This window comes from Wenyingzhuangia sp. IMCC45533 (assembly GCF_054111225.1).
On record NZ_CM134197.1, the window covers coordinates 1835836 to 1852003 of the forward strand.

The 16168-nt window shown below is 34.3% G+C and carries 16 protein-coding genes; 10 read left to right on the top strand and 6 right to left on the bottom strand.

The features are described 5' to 3' along the window. Nucleotides 1-7 precede the first annotated feature (7 nt). The 4 genes from ACXGQW_RS08070 (at nt 8) to ACXGQW_RS08085 (ending at nt 2747) form a co-directional block, all read left to right on the top strand. Nucleotides 8-427, top strand: coding sequence for an OB-fold protein (locus ACXGQW_RS08070; RefSeq protein ID WP_457821795.1), 420 nt, complete (start codon nt 8-10; stop codon nt 425-427). Between the two features lie 10 nt (nt 428-437). After that, nucleotides 438-983: a YceI family protein gene (locus ACXGQW_RS08075; RefSeq protein WP_457821796.1), complete on the top strand. Its 546-nt coding sequence runs from the start codon at nt 438-440 to the stop codon at nt 981-983. Nucleotides 984-1087: 104 nt separating this feature from the next. Next, nucleotides 1088-1633: a YceI family protein gene (locus ACXGQW_RS08080; RefSeq protein WP_457821798.1), complete on the top strand. Its 546-nt coding sequence runs from the start codon at nt 1088-1090 to the stop codon at nt 1631-1633. 4 nt (nt 1634-1637) lie between these two features. Further along, complete coding sequence (locus ACXGQW_RS08085; protein ID WP_457821800.1) at nt 1638-2747, top strand: DUF5777 family beta-barrel protein; 1110 nt, start codon at nt 1638-1640, stop codon at nt 2745-2747. Between the two features lie 104 nt (nt 2748-2851). On the opposite strand, the gene ACXGQW_RS08090 is transcribed toward ACXGQW_RS08085, so the two are convergent. The 6 genes from ACXGQW_RS08090 to ACXGQW_RS08115 form a co-directional block, all read right to left on the bottom strand. Then, the gene (locus tag ACXGQW_RS08090; protein ID WP_457821802.1) at nt 2852-4258 is read right to left on the bottom strand and encodes an FAD-dependent oxidoreductase; all 1407 of its coding nucleotides are present in this window, start codon (nt 4256-4258) and stop codon (nt 2852-2854) included. 273 nt (nt 4259-4531) lie between these two features. Then, the gene (locus ACXGQW_RS08095; protein ID WP_457821804.1) at nt 4532-5407 is read right to left on the bottom strand and encodes a cupin-like domain-containing protein; all 876 of its coding nucleotides are present in this window, start codon (nt 5405-5407) and stop codon (nt 4532-4534) included. A gap of 92 nt (nt 5408-5499) precedes the next feature. Beyond that, a complete protein-coding gene (locus tag ACXGQW_RS08100; RefSeq protein ID WP_457821805.1) occupies nt 5500-6456 on the bottom strand; it encodes an RluA family pseudouridine synthase in 957 nt (318 codons plus the stop codon). Between the two features lie 14 nt (nt 6457-6470). Then, complete coding sequence (locus ACXGQW_RS08105; RefSeq protein ID WP_457821807.1) at nt 6471-7070, bottom strand: PhnA domain-containing protein; 600 nt, start codon at nt 7068-7070, stop codon at nt 6471-6473. 93 nt (nt 7071-7163) lie between these two features. Continuing rightward, nucleotides 7164-7904, bottom strand: coding sequence for a 23S rRNA (guanosine(2251)-2'-O)-methyltransferase RlmB (gene rlmB, locus ACXGQW_RS08110; RefSeq protein WP_457821808.1), 741 nt, complete (start codon nt 7902-7904; stop codon nt 7164-7166). A gap of 20 nt (nt 7905-7924) precedes the next feature. Continuing rightward, nucleotides 7925-9475: a hypothetical protein gene (locus ACXGQW_RS08115; protein WP_457821810.1), complete on the bottom strand. Its 1551-nt coding sequence runs from the start codon at nt 9473-9475 to the stop codon at nt 7925-7927. Between the two features lie 271 nt (nt 9476-9746). Between ACXGQW_RS08115 and rpsL the strand changes: the two genes are divergently transcribed. From rpsL to ACXGQW_RS08145, 6 genes are all read left to right on the top strand, one after another. Beyond that, nucleotides 9747-10121: a 30S ribosomal protein S12 gene (gene rpsL / locus ACXGQW_RS08120; RefSeq protein WP_068827466.1), complete on the top strand. Its 375-nt coding sequence runs from the start codon at nt 9747-9749 to the stop codon at nt 10119-10121. Between the two features lie 29 nt (nt 10122-10150). Next, a complete protein-coding gene (gene rpsG, locus ACXGQW_RS08125) occupies nt 10151-10630 on the top strand; it encodes a 30S ribosomal protein S7 (RefSeq protein ID WP_457821812.1) in 480 nt (159 codons plus the stop codon). A gap of 5 nt (nt 10631-10635) precedes the next feature. After that, the gene (fusA, locus tag ACXGQW_RS08130) at nt 10636-12759 is read left to right on the top strand and encodes an elongation factor G (protein WP_457821814.1); all 2124 of its coding nucleotides are present in this window, start codon (nt 10636-10638) and stop codon (nt 12757-12759) included. 17 nt (nt 12760-12776) lie between these two features. After that, the gene (gene rpsJ / locus ACXGQW_RS08135; RefSeq protein WP_010137088.1) at nt 12777-13082 is read left to right on the top strand and encodes a 30S ribosomal protein S10; all 306 of its coding nucleotides are present in this window, start codon (nt 12777-12779) and stop codon (nt 13080-13082) included. A 329-nt stretch (nt 13083-13411) separates the two neighbouring features. Further along, nucleotides 13412-14419 carry a ligase-associated DNA damage response exonuclease gene (locus ACXGQW_RS08140; protein ID WP_457821816.1) on the top strand — a complete coding sequence of 336 codons (1008 nt, stop codon included), beginning with the start codon at nt 13412-13414 and terminating at the stop codon, nt 14417-14419. A 42-nt stretch (nt 14420-14461) separates the two neighbouring features. Next, nucleotides 14462-16045 carry an ATP-dependent DNA ligase gene (locus ACXGQW_RS08145; protein ID WP_457821817.1) on the top strand — a complete coding sequence of 528 codons (1584 nt, stop codon included), beginning with the start codon at nt 14462-14464 and terminating at the stop codon, nt 16043-16045. Nucleotides 16046-16168: the final 123 nt, after the last annotated feature.

Below are 16168 nucleotides of genomic sequence, written 5' to 3' on the forward strand. Positions count from 1 at the left end.
GAGAATGATGAAAAAAACGAAAATAATAGTTCTAATAATTTTATCGGTTTCTGTTGTGATCTTAATAGTAGGACTTAAAATGTACCACAAGCCACATAAAAATATAGAAGAAACAGAAGCAACTGTTATTGCTACATCGGATATTGTTTTGAATGATTTTGAAACTAACGAAACGCTGGCAAACACAAAATATTTAGAGCAGATTGTGGAAGTTACTGGAACTATTTTAGAAAAATCCGAACACAAAAATAAAGGAATTGTAACACTATCTGCCCAAGCAGCCATAGGAAATGTAATGTGCTATTTGTCAGAAACCGAAAATCAAAAATTTGCCACATTACAAGAAGGTTCTAAGGTAACTATTAAAGGAGTTTGCACAGGATATTTAATGGATGTGGTATTGGTACGATGTGTCATCAACAACTAAAACAAAAACTATGAAAACAACTTATTTAATCTTTGGCTTTTTCTTGATGGCTTTAGTATCCAATGCGCAAGGGAAGTATTTGACCAAACAAGGATATGTGTCTTTTTTTTCTAGTACAATGATAGAAGACATCAAAGCAGATAATAATCAGGTGTTAAGTGTTATAGATACGAAAGATGGGAGTGTAGCGATTGCTATTTTAATGAAATCTTTTATGTTCGAAAAATCACTAATGCAAGAGCATTTTAATGAAAACTTTGTGGAATCAGACAAATACCCCAAAGCTATTTTTAGAGGAAAAATAGAAGACTACTCACCAATTAATTCAGGAGCAAAAGAGGTTTACATTATTGGTAAAATTACCATCCACGGAGTTACAAAAGATATTGAGATTGCAGCGACTCTTGCAGAGTGGAAAGGGAATCTTATGATAAAAGGAGTCTTTCCGTTATTAGTTTCAGATTTTGATATTCATATCCCAACCGTGGTAAGCAATAATATTGCTAAAACGGTAGAGGTTTCTTTTGAGTCTATTTACAAACCTTACCTTAAATAGTTATCAGTATTGCCAATTAGGTAGTGCAAAAAAAGCACTTTAACAAGCTATGGATAACATCTACTTTAAGTAAAAGACATTTTTAACCATCAATAAAACATATCATGAAATATACATATATCATACTCAGCCTTTTGTTCACAACAATTGCAGCTAAGGCACAAAGCAAATATTTAACCAAACAAGGTCAAGTATCTTTTTTTTCAAGTACACCTGTAGAAGATATCAAAGCAGAAAACAATCAAGTGTTAAGTGTTTTAGATAGCAATACTGGTACCATTGCCATTTCAATATTAATGAAGTCCTTTTATTTTGAGAAAGCGCTAATGCAAGAGCACTTCAACGAAAATTATGTGGAATCGGATACATATCCGAAAGCCATTTTTAAAGGGTTGTTGCCCAATGCAAAAGATCTTGAAAACGGAGAACATGAAGTAACGGTTCAGGGGAAAATGACCATGCATGGAGTAACACAACAGGTAGAAGTAAATGCGGTTCTAATAAAATTTGACGAGGGAGTTGAGTTAAAAGGGGAGTTTCCGTTGACCATTGCAGATTATCAAATAGATATCCCCTCGGCAGTTACCAATAACATTGCGAAAACAGTCTTAGTTTCTTTTGAACTAAATCACAAACCTTATAAAAAGTAGAAAAATGAAAAAGTATACAATTCTACTCATTTTGTTCGCTATAACTATATCTAACGCCCATGCGCAAGATGATCTGGTAGATCTTTTAGAAAAAGAAGCTCCTAAGTCTAAAAAAGATACGGTATTGAGCTTGTCGGATATTTTTATGGAAGAGGAGCCTGTAAAATACAGTGTTCAAAAGAAAAAAGAAGATCAATCCGTTAAGGAATTGTTGGAGGTGCTAAAAAACGAACCTGTAGAAAAGACTTTACAATTAAAAAACGATGACTCAGGTGATGCTTTTGCGTTGTTAGAAATTTTGGAAAAGGAAAGCCCTACAACAAAAGCATATGTTGCAGCTACGTTTAAGGGTACTAGAATTTTAAATGGACATTCCATAGAAAATAGAAAAAAAGGAATTTTAGAATTTGTGATTTCTCACCGTTTTGGGAGGGTAAATTTAGGTTTTGATGAATTATACGGCCTAGACCAGTCCAATATTCGTTTTGCTTTAGAAAGAGGAATTACTGATCGTTTAATGATTGGGTTGGGGAGGAGTAGCTACGAAAAAACATTTGATGGTTTTGCTAAGTATAAATTGCTAAAACAAGAAGTTGGAAAAAGAGGAATGCCTATTTCTTTATCCGTTTTTGGGAGTGTTGCTTATAGAAGTATTAAAGACTTTGAACCAGGAAAAGAACTGAGTTTTAATCAAAAACTAACGTATGTTTCTCAGTTGTTGATTGCAAGAAAATTTAGCTCTAATTTTTCTTTGCAATTGACACCTTCCTATATTCATAAAAATTCGGTGTTGGTGAGTAGTGATCCTCACGATATTTTTGCGATAGGTACTGGAGGTAGAATAAAACTCACAAAAAGAACCTCGTTAAATTTTGAGTATCATCATAATTTAAATCCATCAACATCTATTGATGCAACAGATTCTATTGCTTTTGGGGTTGATATTGAAACGGGAGGACATGTGTTCCAAATTATTTTATCGAACTCAATCACCATGATAGAAAAAAGTTTTATCACAGAAAGCACGGATAATTTTTTTAAAGGAGATGTGCATTTGGGCTTTAATATTTCTAGAGCGTTCCAATCTAAAAAGAAACAGCGCAAAAAAAAATAGATAATTATTCCACTAAATATAATACCGCAATATATACGAGTGTATAAAAAAAACAGGACTTCTCTTAATTAGATAAGTCCTGTTTAATATTTGGTGTGTTTACGTTATTTCAAAAAACTCTTAATACCATAACTAGCTAAAACTCCCTCTCCTGTAGCGGCTGCAACTTGAGCAATAGCACCTTCTCTACAATCTCCGGCAGCAAATATTCCTTCTTTAGAGGTTTCTGCTAAATTTTTGGTAGTCACAAAACCTTTGTCATTTAAATCTACCAAACCTTTAAAGTTTTTGGTGTTTGGAATTAACCCAATAAATATAAAAGCTCCATCAGCAATAATTTCTTTTTGCTCTTCGCTATCATTGTTTTCTACTTTAATCCCTTTAAACAATTCCTCTTCATTTTTAATAAATTCAATAGGAGTATGGTCTGTATAAACTTCAATATTGTCAATAGTATCTAATTTTTCTACGTAGGTTTTGGAAGCTTTAAATTCTGGAGAACGATTGATGATGATTACTTTTTTACAGAATCCAGCTAAAAATATTCCCTCCTCTAAAGCAGAATTTCCGCCTCCAACAACAATCACTTCTTTGTCTCTATAAAAAGAACCATCGCAAGTAGCACAAAAATGTACTCCAGAACCTATCAAATCGTTTTCGTTTGGAATTCCTAATTTTCTATATGTCGAACCTGTGGATAACACTACTGTTTTTGTTAAGTAAGTTCCCATAATGGTGGTTAACTCAAACAAGTTTCCTTTTTTAGTAATGTCTGAAACTTCTTCCCCTGTTCTAATCTCTGCACCGTATGTTTTTGCCTGATCTTCCATACGCTCCATTAATTTGGGTCCAGATATTTCGTTAAACCCAGGGTAGTTTTCAATTTTTTGTGTTAAAAATGCGTTACCTCCAATGTTCTTCTTTTCTAAAATCAAAGTGTCAAACCTATCTCTTTGTGCATAAATTGCGGTGGTTAAACCTGCTGCACCTCCGCCAATAATAATACTGTCATAAACTTTATGTTCTTTATTATCATCAATATCTAGTAGCTCTTTTAGTTTTGCGTTGTTGGGGTTGGTGTAGGGTTTGTCGTTTAAAATGATGGTAGGAATAATTCTTTTACCTTCATTAATCTCCTCAACTTTTTCTGTGGCCCAATCGTGTTTATCTACATCAATAAACTGAAAGTTAACACCATTGTCTTTTAAGTATGATTTGGCTCTTTTACAATCAGGACACCAATCTGCACCAAAGAGGGTAAGTTGTTCTTTATTATTAATTCCTAAGACATTGGCTAGGGTAGCGTTATCAGGATTGGTGTAAGGCTTTTTGTTAATAATAACGGTTGGAATAATTCTTTTACCATTGTTAATTTCTTCAACTTTTTGTGTAGCTTCTTTGTTTAAATCAACATCAATAAAGTCGTATTTTACGTTGTTGTTATTTAAATAGTCTTTAGCTCTTTTGCAATCTGGGCACCAATCTGCACCATATAATATAATGTCGTTCATTTTTCTTTTTGTATTTGAATTTTTAGTCGTTAGTAAATTAAGCTTTTTACAGATAGTACGATAATAAACTATTGGAGTACATACATATTAAGCCTATACTTTATTTTATAAACGTTGTTATGAGTAAAACTTTTAATGATTGGGCGAGTGATTTGATATTGATAATAACTGTAAAAAAAGAGTAACAAAACCAGTAACAGTATTTATACTGTAAGTTAAGGGTTTTGTTACTCTTAAATGATTGATGCTTGTTGATATAGCTTCTGAATTTGACTACACAGCGATGTTATCTATATATTCGTTAGTATCTTCTTTTGCCTTTTTATTTTTCCAACCCATCCATTTTTCACCCAAAGTTTTTCTCATGATGTTTTCTAAAGGTATCATCACAGCAAAATTATAAAGCGCGTGTGCTAAATTTTTTGGATGTGTAGCTAAACTTCGTAAGCTCATAGAAAAGCCCGGAGTAATGTATTTCATGTGATGCCAATATCCTTCAGGAATGTACAACATATCTCCATGTTCTAAGTTGGCAATGTATCCTTTTGCATTTTTTAACGCAGGCCACTTGTCAAGATCAGGATTAGAAAAATCAATTCCTCGATGCGCAATTAGAGAGTTTGGAACTTTGTACATGTATTTAGATTGCTTTTGGTCAAACAAAATACATTCCTTTTTACCTTCAAAATGAAAGTGAAAAATATTAGCCAAATCTATGTCATAGTGCATAAAAGTATAGGAATTGTATCCGCCAAAAAAAAGTGTAGGAAGACTTTTTAAAAAGTTAACGCCAAGGTCAGGATAATTAAAATCCTCTCGTAAACCAGGTATTTCTTTTAAAATATTCCACAGAAAAATTCGATATTTAGTCGGCTTTCTTTTAATCAAATCAATATACTTATTCATTTTCATGTAAGCATGCGGGCTGTTAAATTTTCTAGAAGCATCAGTAGGTCTGTCATCATACAAAGGAACAGATTTATTACCTGCCACACTTTTTATGTAATCTAGATTCCATTTACTGTACGCAGGCCATTGTTTAGAAAATCCTTTAACCACAACAGGTTTTTGTTTTTTATAGTAATTTTCTACAAACTCTTTTTTACTAATGTGATTAACAACGTCTATTGATTCAAGATTCAGCTCCATGGTATAAACAATTTTAAAGTGAATTAAATGTCAAATAAAATTATAAGATGGAGTGCTGAAAGTCAATGTCTAAACGGTTGATTGTAATCAATCTAGAAGTTGTTTTGAAACTTTTTTGGAATGTCGGTATTAATCTTAAAGTTCTGTTTTCGAAATTTAAAACTTAGTTTCCAAGCATGTAAAAATAAAGAATCTGTCGGGTAGGTTAAGGGATTGTTTTTAAAGTAATCGGGGTTTTTATATCCCTTATCTCCAATAATAGGATGTCCTAATTGGGCTAAGTGAAGTCTAATTTGATTCGTTCTGCCTGTGTGCGGAGTCACCTCTAATAAGGTTTGATTTGTGCGAGTATTGCGTTTTAAAACTTTAAATTCCGTAAACGCATCAACACCTGTTAAAGAGGAGGTTCTTCCTCCTCCAGCAGTTTTCTCGGTACTTATTTTGCTGTTAGTGTTAAAATAATTCTCGGCAGGAATTCCTTCTACCAGTGCCAAGTATTTTTTTTGAGTTTGCTTACTTTCAAATTGTTCTCCAATTTGATGCACAATTTCTTTATTTCTACCCAATACAACAATGCCTGTAGTGTTGGCATCTAGTCTATGTATAATTTTAAAATCTTCGTTAGGAAAAGCTAGTTTTAAAATTTCTGTTAAAGAGTTTCTGTTAAACCTTCCGCTCGGATGCATAGGTAATGGAGCAGGTTTGTTGATGATTAGGATATCATCGTCACAAAAAAGTAGGTCGATTTTAGTCGCCACAGCTGGTTCTGTTTTTGGAGAAGAAGTATGCTGTGTAACATAGCCTGCTTTTAAAAGCGTATTTTCTTTTGCAGGTTTTCCGTTAACAAGCAAGGTTTGATTTTTAATTTTAGTGACCCAAATATCTCTAGTTGATCGAGGGACTACTTCTAAAAAAAAATCGATAATAGGGTATCCTTCGTATTTCTTTTTTACGGATAACTTATATTCTGTAGGCATTGGAACGCTACCTGGTAGCGGAGTAGTGACGCTTGCAATTTGCTGCTTAAAATATTCTCGGGAAATGGGCATTTTACTAACGGTTATTAAGACTGCTGGTCGGCTCCCGATTTTTTAACATATTTTGTTAAAATCACAATGCTAGACCCATTCACCCTTCCTTCTATTTGGTCTTTATTATCATGAACCAAAGAAATATTTCTGATGGGAGTACCTCTTTTAATCGTAAAACTACCCGTACCTTTTACCACTTTGTCTTTGGTCATGGTTACCATATCGCCAGCTTCGAGTATAGCACCATTGCAATCTTTGTGGATTATTTTTTCATCATCATTTAAATGATCTCCTGTGGCTTCAGCAAAACGCAAATCGGTTTCCTCTAAATACATCATATCTAGTAGGTCTTGAGGCCAACCTTCTCCCTTCAATCGATGTAACATTCTCCACGCAGTAATTTGTACTGCTTTGTGCTCACTCCACATAGCATCGTTCAAACATCTCCAATGGTTGGTGTCCATGTTTTCTGAATGATTTATTTGACTCTTACAAACATCACAAACTAAAATATTGGTATCTAAAGTATCGTTTAAACTTGGTTTTAATCTAATCTCTTCAAGAGGATTCGTAGAACTACAAAGTTCACATTGATTTCCGCTTCGTTGTTCTAACTCTTCTCTAATGTTCATATGAGTTGTTGATTCGTTTGTTTGAGTAATCGATACCTGGCTTAGATAATCATAATGTATCGATATTGTATTGTGAGACAGATCTAAGGTTATTTATCTTCTTTGTCTCACGGTTTCGTATAAAAAAGCACCACAAGCAACAGATACATTTAGAGAACCTATTTTTCCTAATAATGGAAGCTTTGCCTTAGTATCTGCAATTTTAAGAATAGATGGGTTGATACCTCTATCTTCGGACCCCATGACAATTGCCGTAGGTTGGTTAAAGTCGATATCAAAAATAGTATCGTCTGTTTTTTCGGTAGCGCAAACTATTTTTATATCAGCAGCTTGTAACATAAAAATAGCATCTTTAATGTGGTCTACTTTACACACAGGAACGTTAAAGGCAGCACCTGCAGAGGTTTTAACAGTTTCTCCATTGATAGGTGCATTACCTGTTTTAGGAATAATAATTCCATGCACACCTGTACATTCTGCAGTACGAATAATAGCCCCAAAGTTTCTTACATCAGAAATTTGATCGAGCAACACAAAAAGAGGAGTTTCTCCTTTTTCTATAGTGGATGTAATTAAAGCATCTAAATCGTAAAAAGGAACAGGAGCAATTAAAGCACCAGCTCCCTGATGGTTATTATCTCTAGACATTCTGTCCAATTTCTCCACAGGAACAATGCTAGAGGTTATATTATTTTCTTTAATTAGCTGTTTTAGCTCAATCATTAAAGGTCCGTTTACGTCCTTTTGTAAAAAAACTTTATCGATTGAATTACCAGCGTTTATAGCTTCTATAATGGCTCTAATACCAAAAATTTTTGAAGTTTGTTTTTCCATGCTGCAAATGTAGTTAAAAGCTAGAAGATGGTCACAAAGTTGATGTGAAACAATCCGTTACTTAAATTAAAGTTAGTTTCTTGGCTTTTTCCAACTGCATAACTAATTTTTAAGAGGCCAGAGGGAGTACCCAGCGTGTAGCCCAAACCAAAGCTCAGTAAGTTGCTTTCGTCACTTAAATTCTTAAAATAACCAATGTCACTAAAAGCATACAAGTAACTAATAGGGTTGTTAAAATATCGGTATTCAATATTGGTGTAATTGTAAAGATCACTAATAATACTTTGTTCCAAAAAACCTCTCATGCTGGTGGCTCCACCTACTCTATACAATTCGTTAATCGTTTTATTGGGCGATCTCAAATAAGCATTTCTGTTTTGAGTATAAATGTGGTTGTTGGTGTTTAACTCAAAATTATAGATAAGGTCAGACTCTATAATTTGTTGCTTGCTTGTAATTTCAGTTTTTCTATTACCGTAACCTAAAGTCAATTCTACTTTAGATTTGGGAATTCTCCAATTGTTAACCTCTTTAAAGAGATAATGCAGTCCTACGATATCTTTATCATATTGTTGGGTAATATCATCAATAGAAGTAGATTGTTCTTTTTGGTAGTACACACCTATGTTGTGTTTGTAGTGAGGCTTGTAGCTTATATTGATAAGTTGTTTGGTATTTACAAAAGAACTGTCTTGTCTAAAAATGTTCAAATCAAACTTTACATTTAAAGGACTACCAAAAATGTAAGGATTGTTAATGGATAAACCTATTTCTTGTTGATCTTGGCCAGAATTGTTCCATTTAAAAGCAAACGTTTCCCCTTTGTGAAGCACATTTGTGAGAGAAATATCAACATAACCATTGAATTGAATTCTGCTTTCTCCTTCCTGATTGCTAAAACCAATAAGTGCATCCAATTTGTTGGCTTTTACTCTATCTAGGTATAAGTACAAATGCGTAGAATCTTTGGTGAATAGTACAGCTGGCTTCTGTTTGTTTTTCACAAAACTCAATTGGTTGATTTTGTTTTCTGTTTCTTTTAGCAACTCCTTACTAAAAACTTTTTTTGAGTAAATGTATCTTTTCTTAAAACGTTTGGAGAATTTGGTATAACCTTTAACCACAACTTTGTCAACATATCTTTTTTTAGATTGATGAATACTCAGATCGCAAAACAGTGTATCATTGATTAGTTTTTGATTGATGAACTTTACTTGAGTAAAATTTTGTCCCGCATTGTCAAATTCGGCAGTCAGTTGTTCTAAAAAGGTGACAACGGAGTTAGGTTCAATATAAATTTTTTCCTCATTAGATTTTGTTGCAAGAGCAATTTCTTCGCTACTGTTATTAATTGCAATAGTCTTTGTGTCCTGTCCAGGATCAACGATATGACGATTGATGCTATCTTTTTCGAAGCTCCTTACGTTGTAAAAAAAATATCCTTTGAGGGTCAATTCTTTTTTTAAGACATCAAAATCATCAGTTTTATTTGTTGCAAAGGAATAGTTTAAGCTATCCTTAATAATGTAGATGTCTTTTTTTTCTTGTGAAGAACATATAATGATGCACAAAAACAAGCAAGTAAAAAAACTAAAAAGATTTAGAAACCTCATATAAATCAAAGCTACTAGAAATGTTTCGATGTAACAATTCTGATTTGGTAAATAAACATCTTTAACGTTAAAATATCTGTTTTGTTTTCCTCGTAAAAAAAATAAAAAAGAAAGGCTTAAATAAAATTAACTCCTTGATATTTGATTAATTAGAAAAAATTATTACTTTTGCAAGCCCTTGGAGAGAATTCCAAGGGAAAATATTAAAACGTTATATATATATTAATTTATGCCAACTATTCAACAATTAGTTAGAAAAGGAAGAGCCCAAGTTACTAAGAAGAGTAAATCGGCTGCTTTGAAGGCATGTCCACAACGTCGTGGAGTATGTACACGTGTTTATACCACAACACCTAAAAAACCTAACTCAGCGATGCGTAAAGTAGCGCGTGTTAGATTAACTAACGGTAATGAGATAAACGCTTACATCCCAGGAGAAGGACATAACCTACAAGAGCACTCGATAGTATTAGTAAGGGGAGGAAGAGTAAAAGATTTACCAGGGGTTAAGTACCACGTAGTACGTGGAGCTTTAGATACTGCTGGTGTTGAGGGTAGAACCCAACGTAGATCTAAGTATGGAACTAAGCGTCCAAAGAAATAATCTATAATCTTTTAAATTCTTAAGAAAACATGAGAAAAAGAAGAGCAAAAAAGAGAGTTCTTTTACCGGATCCAAAATTTAACGATCAGTTGGTAACACGTTTTGTAAATAACTTAATGTGGGACGGAAAGAAATCTACAGCGTTCAAGATTTTTTACGATGCATTAGAGATTGTAGAAAACAAAAAAGGAGAAGATGAAGAGAAATCTTCATTAGAAATATGGAAAGATGCATTATCTAACGTAATGCCTCAAGTAGAAGTACGTAGCCGTCGTGTAGGTGGTGCTACTTTTCAAATTCCAATGCCAATTAGACCAGACCGTAAGGTATCTATGGCAATGAAATGGTTAATTTCTTACTCTAGAAAGAGAAATGAAAAAACTATGGCTCAAAAATTGGCTGCAGAAGTATTAGCTGCTGCAAAAGAAGAAGGAGCTGCTGTTAAAAAGAGAGTGGATGTTCACAAGATGGCAGAAGCTAACAAAGCATTTTCACACTTTAGATTTTAATAGAAATGGCTAGAGATTTAAAATTAACTAGAAATATTGGTATTGCTGCGCATATTGATGCAGGAAAAACCACTACAACAGAACGTATATTGTACTATACAGGAGTTTCTCACAAAATTGGAGAAGTTCACGATGGTGCAGCTACTATGGACTGGATGGAACAAGAGCAAGAAAGAGGGATTACGATTACTTCTGCTGCAACAACTTGTACATGGGAGTTCCCAGTAGAAAATGGACAACCGACAGCAGATGCTAAAGGTTACCATTTTAATATTATCGATACTCCAGGTCACGTTGACTTTACAGTTGAGGTAAACCGTTCTTTACGTGTATTAGATGGTTTGGTATTCTTATTTAGTGCAGTTGATGGTGTTGAGCCTCAGTCTGAAACTAACTGGAGATTAGCAGATAACTATAGAGTACCTCGTATTGGTTTTGTAAACAAAATGGACCGTCAGGGATCTAACTTTGCAAACGTTTGTAAGCAAGTTAAAGAGATGTTAGGTTCTAACGCTGTTGAGATTGTATTACCAATTGGAGAAGAGTCTGACTTTAGAGGAGTAGTAGATTTAGTTAAGAACCGTGCAATTATATGGCACGACGAAACTAAAGGAGCTACTTTTGATGTTGTGGATATTCCTGAAGATTTAGTAGATGAAGCTGCTGAAGCGCGTGCTAAATTAATCGAAGAAGTTGCTTCTTACGATGAGGAATTATTAGAGAAGTTCATGGAAGATGAAAACTCTATTACAGAAGAAGAAGTACATGCTGCTTTAAGAGCTGCGGTAATGGATATGGCTATCATACCTATGATCTGTGGATCTTCTTTTAAAAACAAAGGAGTTCAGTTCTTGTTAGATGCTGTTTGTCGTTACTTACCATCTCCATTAGATAGAGATAGTATTGTAGGTACAGACCCTAACACAGAAGAAGAAACTACTAGAAAACCAGATGCAAAAGATTCTTTCTCTGCATTGGCATTTAAAATTGCTACAGATCCTTTCGTAGGACGTTTAGCTTTCTTCCGTGCTTATTCAGGAAGATTAGATGCAGGTTCTTATATTTTAAATAACCGTTCAGGTAAAAAAGAGCGTATTTCTCGTATTTACCAAATGCACGCTAACGAGCAAAAAGCAATCGATTTTATCGAAGCTGGAGATATCGGAGCTGCTGTAGGTTTTAAAGATATTAAGACTGGAGACACAATGTCTTCTTTAGATGCCCCAATTGTATTGGAATCTATGGATTTCCCAGATCCAGTAATTGGTATTTCTATTGAGCCTAAGACAAAAGGTGATGTTGATAAAATGGGATTGGCTTTAGCTAAATTAGCAGAAGAAGATCCAACGTTTACTGTTAAAACTGACGAAGCTTCAGGTCAAACTGTAATCTCAGGAATGGGAGAATTACACTTAGAGGTATTGGTTGACCGTATGAAACGTGAGTTCAAGGTAGAGGTAAATCAAGGTGAACCTCAAGTAGAGTACAAAGAAGCTGTAACAAGATCTACAGAACACAGAGAAGTTTATAAAAAGCAATCTGGTGGACGTGGTAAGTTTGGTGATATTGTGTTTGAAATGGGACCTGTTGATGAAGATTTCGAAGGTTCAGGATTACAATTCGTTGATGAAATCAAAGGAGGACGTATTCCTAAGGAATTTATTCCTGCTGTAGAAAAAGGATTCAAAGAGTCTATGCAAAATGGACCTTTAGCTGGATTCGTAATGGATTCATTAAAAGTTAGGTTAATTGATGGTTCTTTCCACCCAGTAGATTCTGATGCATTGTCATTTGAATTAGCTGCTAAAATGGGATACAAAGCTTGTGCAAAAGCTGCAGGTGCTGTTATTTTAGAGCCAATCATGTTGTTAGAAGTATTAACTCCAGAAGAAAACATGGGAGATATCGTTGGTGACTTAAACAGACGTAGAGGTCAAGTAAACGATATGAGTGACCGTGGAGGTGCTAAAGTGGTAAAAGCTGAAGTTCCTTTATCAGAAATGTTCGGATATGTAACAACATTACGTACGTTATCTTCAGGTAGAGCAACGTCTACAATGTCGTTCTCTCACTACGCTGAGACCCCTAAAAATGTATCAGAGGATGTAATTGCTGCTTCTAAAGCATAATTTTAAAACATTAGAAAATGAGTCAAAAAATCAGAATAAAATTAAAGTCTTACGACTACAACTTGGTAGATAAATCTGCTGAGAAAATCGTAAAGACGGTAAAGTCTACTGGTGCTGTTGTAAACGGACCAATCCCTTTACCAACAAATAAAAAGATTTTTACTGTATTACGTTCTCCACACGTAAACAAAAAATCTAGAGAGCAATTCCAATTATCTTCATACAAAAGATTATTAGATATCTATAGTTCTTCATCTAAGACTATTGATGCTTTAATGAAGTTAGAATTACCTTCTGGAGTAGAAGTAGAAATCAAGGTGTGATAGAATTGCTGAACAATCTTCAGCAGAACACATTTTTAAATATAAAGTCCTATCAGTTTTCTGGTAGGACTTTTTGTTGTTTGTAAGCATGAAGTTTAGTTGATAGACAAAAGGAAAAATCAAACATTTCTTGTTGAGTTTCCAGGGCTAAATTGACCTTTATTTGTTTTTAATTGTCTATTTATCAAGGGTGTAGGATTGGGTTTTTTTTGTAAAATTCAAAGCTAGAATTGACATCACATCCTGTCGAATTATTTTGATTCCCTATAAATACTATATAACCTATGACATTAAAGGAATATCTACTACAATTATGTTAATATTAGAATATGGTAAAATTCACACAAAAAGGGATTTACTGCGTGCCTGGTAACTTTTATTTAGACCCGTGGTATCCTGTAGATTATGCAATTATTTCCCATGCGCATGCAGATCACGCACGTTGGGGGATGAAGCACTACTTATGTCATCATCACACTAAACCTGTTTTACAACACCGTATAGGCATAGATATTTCTGTGGAAAGTCTAAAATACAATCAACCCATAAACATTAACGGAGTAAAAGTAAGTTTTCATCCAGCAGGACATATCATTGGTTCAGCACAAATTCGATTAGAATACAAAGGAAAAGTGTTGGTGTTTACAGGAGATTATAAAGTAAAAGAAGATGGACTAACCATTCCTTTCGAATCTGTAAAATGTCATGAATTTATTACAGAAAGCACCTTTGGATTGCCTATATACAAATGGTTGCCAGAAGCTGAATTAAAAGCCCAATTGGTAAACTGGGTACTGCAGAATCAGAAGAATAATAGAACTAGTGTTTTGTTTGGGTACTCCTTGGGGAAAGCACAAAGAATTATGAACTTGCTACAAGGTGTAGATGATATATATGTACATAATGCAATACACCATACCAATAATGCTATAAAAACGGCTGGTGTTGAATTGCCAAAAACAATTGCGTTAGATGCACATTTTAAAAAGAATGATGTTCAAGGAAAAATCATTGTGATGCCACCGGGACTTTTAGGAAGTAAAATGCTAAAACGTGTACCTAATGCAGCAACTGCTATCTGCTCAGGATGGATGCAAATAAGAGGGAACAAACGTTGGAAAGGAGTAGATGCAGGTTTTCCAGTAAGCGATCATGCAGATTGGGATGGATTGATAAAAGCAGTAAAAGCATCCGAAGCGGAAAAGGTGTACGTAACCCACGGAGCAAAAAACATATTCTCTAAATATTTGAACGAAATAGGTATTGATGCGGAAGATTTGACAACTGAGTACGGAGAAAGTGAGTTAGAAAAGGAAGAAGCCAACACTAAAGAGTAACAAACAATACGGCTTTAACGTACTAATCGCCATACAACTAAAATGAAAGAATTCTCGCAACTAATAAGCACAATTGAAATTACAAATAAAACCAATGCTAAAATTGAAGCATTGGTTCAGTATTTTAATACTGCGAGCGATAAAGATAAGTTGTGGATGGTTGCATTATTTACGGGAAAAAGACCCCCAAGACCAGTAAAAACATCATTGATGAAAATATGGTGCATGGAGATTACTCGGTTGCCAGAATGGCTCTTTTTAGAAAGCTACGCAGCTGTAGGAGATTTAGGAGAAGTAATAGCTTTACTATTACCAGAGCCTACCGAGCTAGTTGAAAAGCCGTTGCATGAATGGATGAGTGAGTTGATTGCACTAAAATCTAAAACAGAAGAAGAGAAAAAAGCATACGTATTACGAGCCTGGAAGGGGCTTAATGTGCAAGATAGATTGATATTTAACAAATTAATAGGAGGGAGCTTCAGGATTGGAGTATCTAAAAAAACATTGGTAAATGCACTGGTGAAACTAACAGGAATAGACGATAGCAAACTGATGCATAGCATTATTGGACAATGGAATGTAAATGAAATTACTTTTGAAGAACTGTTGCAAGGAAATCATATTAATTATGATAACTCAAAGCCTTATCCATTTTGTTTGGCCTATGCTTTGGAAAAAGAGTTAGATGATTTAGGAAATATTAGTGATTGGCAAGTAGAGTATAAGTGGGATGGCATTCGAGGGCAAATTATCAAAAGAAACAACGAGGTTTATATTTGGAGCAGAGGAGAAGAGTTGGTAACGAATCAATTTCCAGAATTAACAGAAGCTTTAGCAACTTGGAAAGGTGATTTTGTGATTGATGGAGAAATTTTAGCGATTAAAGATAATGATGTATTGTTCTTTAACGATCTGCAAAAACGATTGAATCGAAAAACAGTATCTAAAAAGCTATTAGAGGAAGTACCTGTGGGTTTTTACGCTTATGATATGATGGAATTTGAAGGAGAAGATATCCGGCAACAATCGTTATCGTTAAGAAGACAAAAGCTAGTATCTGTTTTTAAAAATAATAAAGCTCAGCACATTAAACTATCAGAATTGGTAGAGGTAGACCAATGGAGTTTGTTGAATCAGATAAGAGATAACTCTAGAGAATTGAAAGCAGAAGGTTTGATGCTGAAACATAAAAATTCTGAATATTATACAGGAAGAAAAAAGGGAGATTGGTGGAAGTGGAAAGTGGATCCTTTGACTATTGACGTGGTAATGATTTATGCGCAAAAAGGGAGCGGACGTAGAAGTTCAAAATATACCGATTACACCTTTGCTGTAAAAAAAGAAGATGGCTCGTTAGTTACAGTAGCGAAAGCTTATTCGGGGTTAACAGATGTTGAGATAACAGAAGTGAGTAGATGGGTCAATAAGAATGCAATAGAAAAATTTGGTCCTGTAAGAACCGTAACACCAGAATTGGTGTTCGAGATTGCCTTTGAAGGCATAGCGCTAAGCAATCGACATAAGTCTGGAGTAGCCTTGCGTTTTCCAAGAATTAAAAGATGGCGTAAAGACAAGACGGTAAAGGATATTGATACTATTGAGAGTGTGAAAGCGTTGATTAATTAGTACTGAGTGAAAAGTACGAAGTACAAAGTGTGAAGTAACGAGTCGTAAATATAATAGCAAAATAATTACAAAAAATTCTGAATTTCTAAAACGTAACTTCTCATCTCCCTAAAAGGAAAACCA

Bases quoted from the DNA above. Each gene is read 5' to 3' on its own strand.
- ACXGQW_RS08070 (WP_457821795.1), top strand. From the start codon at position 8: ATGAAAAAAACGAAAATAATAGTTCTAATAATTTTATCGGTTTCTGTT.
- ACXGQW_RS08075 (WP_457821796.1), top strand. From the start codon at position 438: ATGAAAACAACTTATTTAATCTTTGGCTTTTTCTTGATGGCTTTAGTA.
- ACXGQW_RS08080 (WP_457821798.1), top strand. From the start codon at position 1,088: ATGAAATATACATATATCATACTCAGCCTTTTGTTCACAACAATTGCA.
- ACXGQW_RS08085 (WP_457821800.1), top strand. From the start codon at position 1,638: ATGAAAAAGTATACAATTCTACTCATTTTGTTCGCTATAACTATATCT.
- ACXGQW_RS08090 (WP_457821802.1), bottom strand. From the start codon at position 4,258: ATGAACGACATTATATTATATGGTGCAGATTGGTGCCCAGATTGCAAA.
- ACXGQW_RS08095 (WP_457821804.1), bottom strand. From the start codon at position 5,407: ATGGAGCTGAATCTTGAATCAATAGACGTTGTTAATCACATTAGTAAA.
- ACXGQW_RS08100 (WP_457821805.1), bottom strand. From the start codon at position 6,456: ATGCCCATTTCCCGAGAATATTTTAAGCAGCAAATTGCAAGCGTCACT.
- ACXGQW_RS08105 (WP_457821807.1), bottom strand. From the start codon at position 7,070: ATGAACATTAGAGAAGAGTTAGAACAACGAAGCGGAAATCAATGTGAA.
- rlmB (WP_457821808.1), bottom strand. From the start codon at position 7,904: ATGGAAAAACAAACTTCAAAAATTTTTGGTATTAGAGCCATTATAGAA.
- rpsL (WP_068827466.1), top strand. From the start codon at position 9,747: ATGCCAACTATTCAACAATTAGTTAGAAAAGGAAGAGCCCAAGTTACT.
- rpsG (WP_457821812.1), top strand. From the start codon at position 10,151: ATGAGAAAAAGAAGAGCAAAAAAGAGAGTTCTTTTACCGGATCCAAAA.
- fusA (WP_457821814.1), top strand. From the start codon at position 10,636: ATGGCTAGAGATTTAAAATTAACTAGAAATATTGGTATTGCTGCGCAT.
- rpsJ (WP_010137088.1), top strand. From the start codon at position 12,777: ATGAGTCAAAAAATCAGAATAAAATTAAAGTCTTACGACTACAACTTG.
- ACXGQW_RS08140 (WP_457821816.1), top strand. From the start codon at position 13,412: ATGGTAAAATTCACACAAAAAGGGATTTACTGCGTGCCTGGTAACTTT.
- ACXGQW_RS08145 (WP_457821817.1), top strand. From the start codon at position 14,462: ATGAAAGAATTCTCGCAACTAATAAGCACAATTGAAATTACAAATAAA.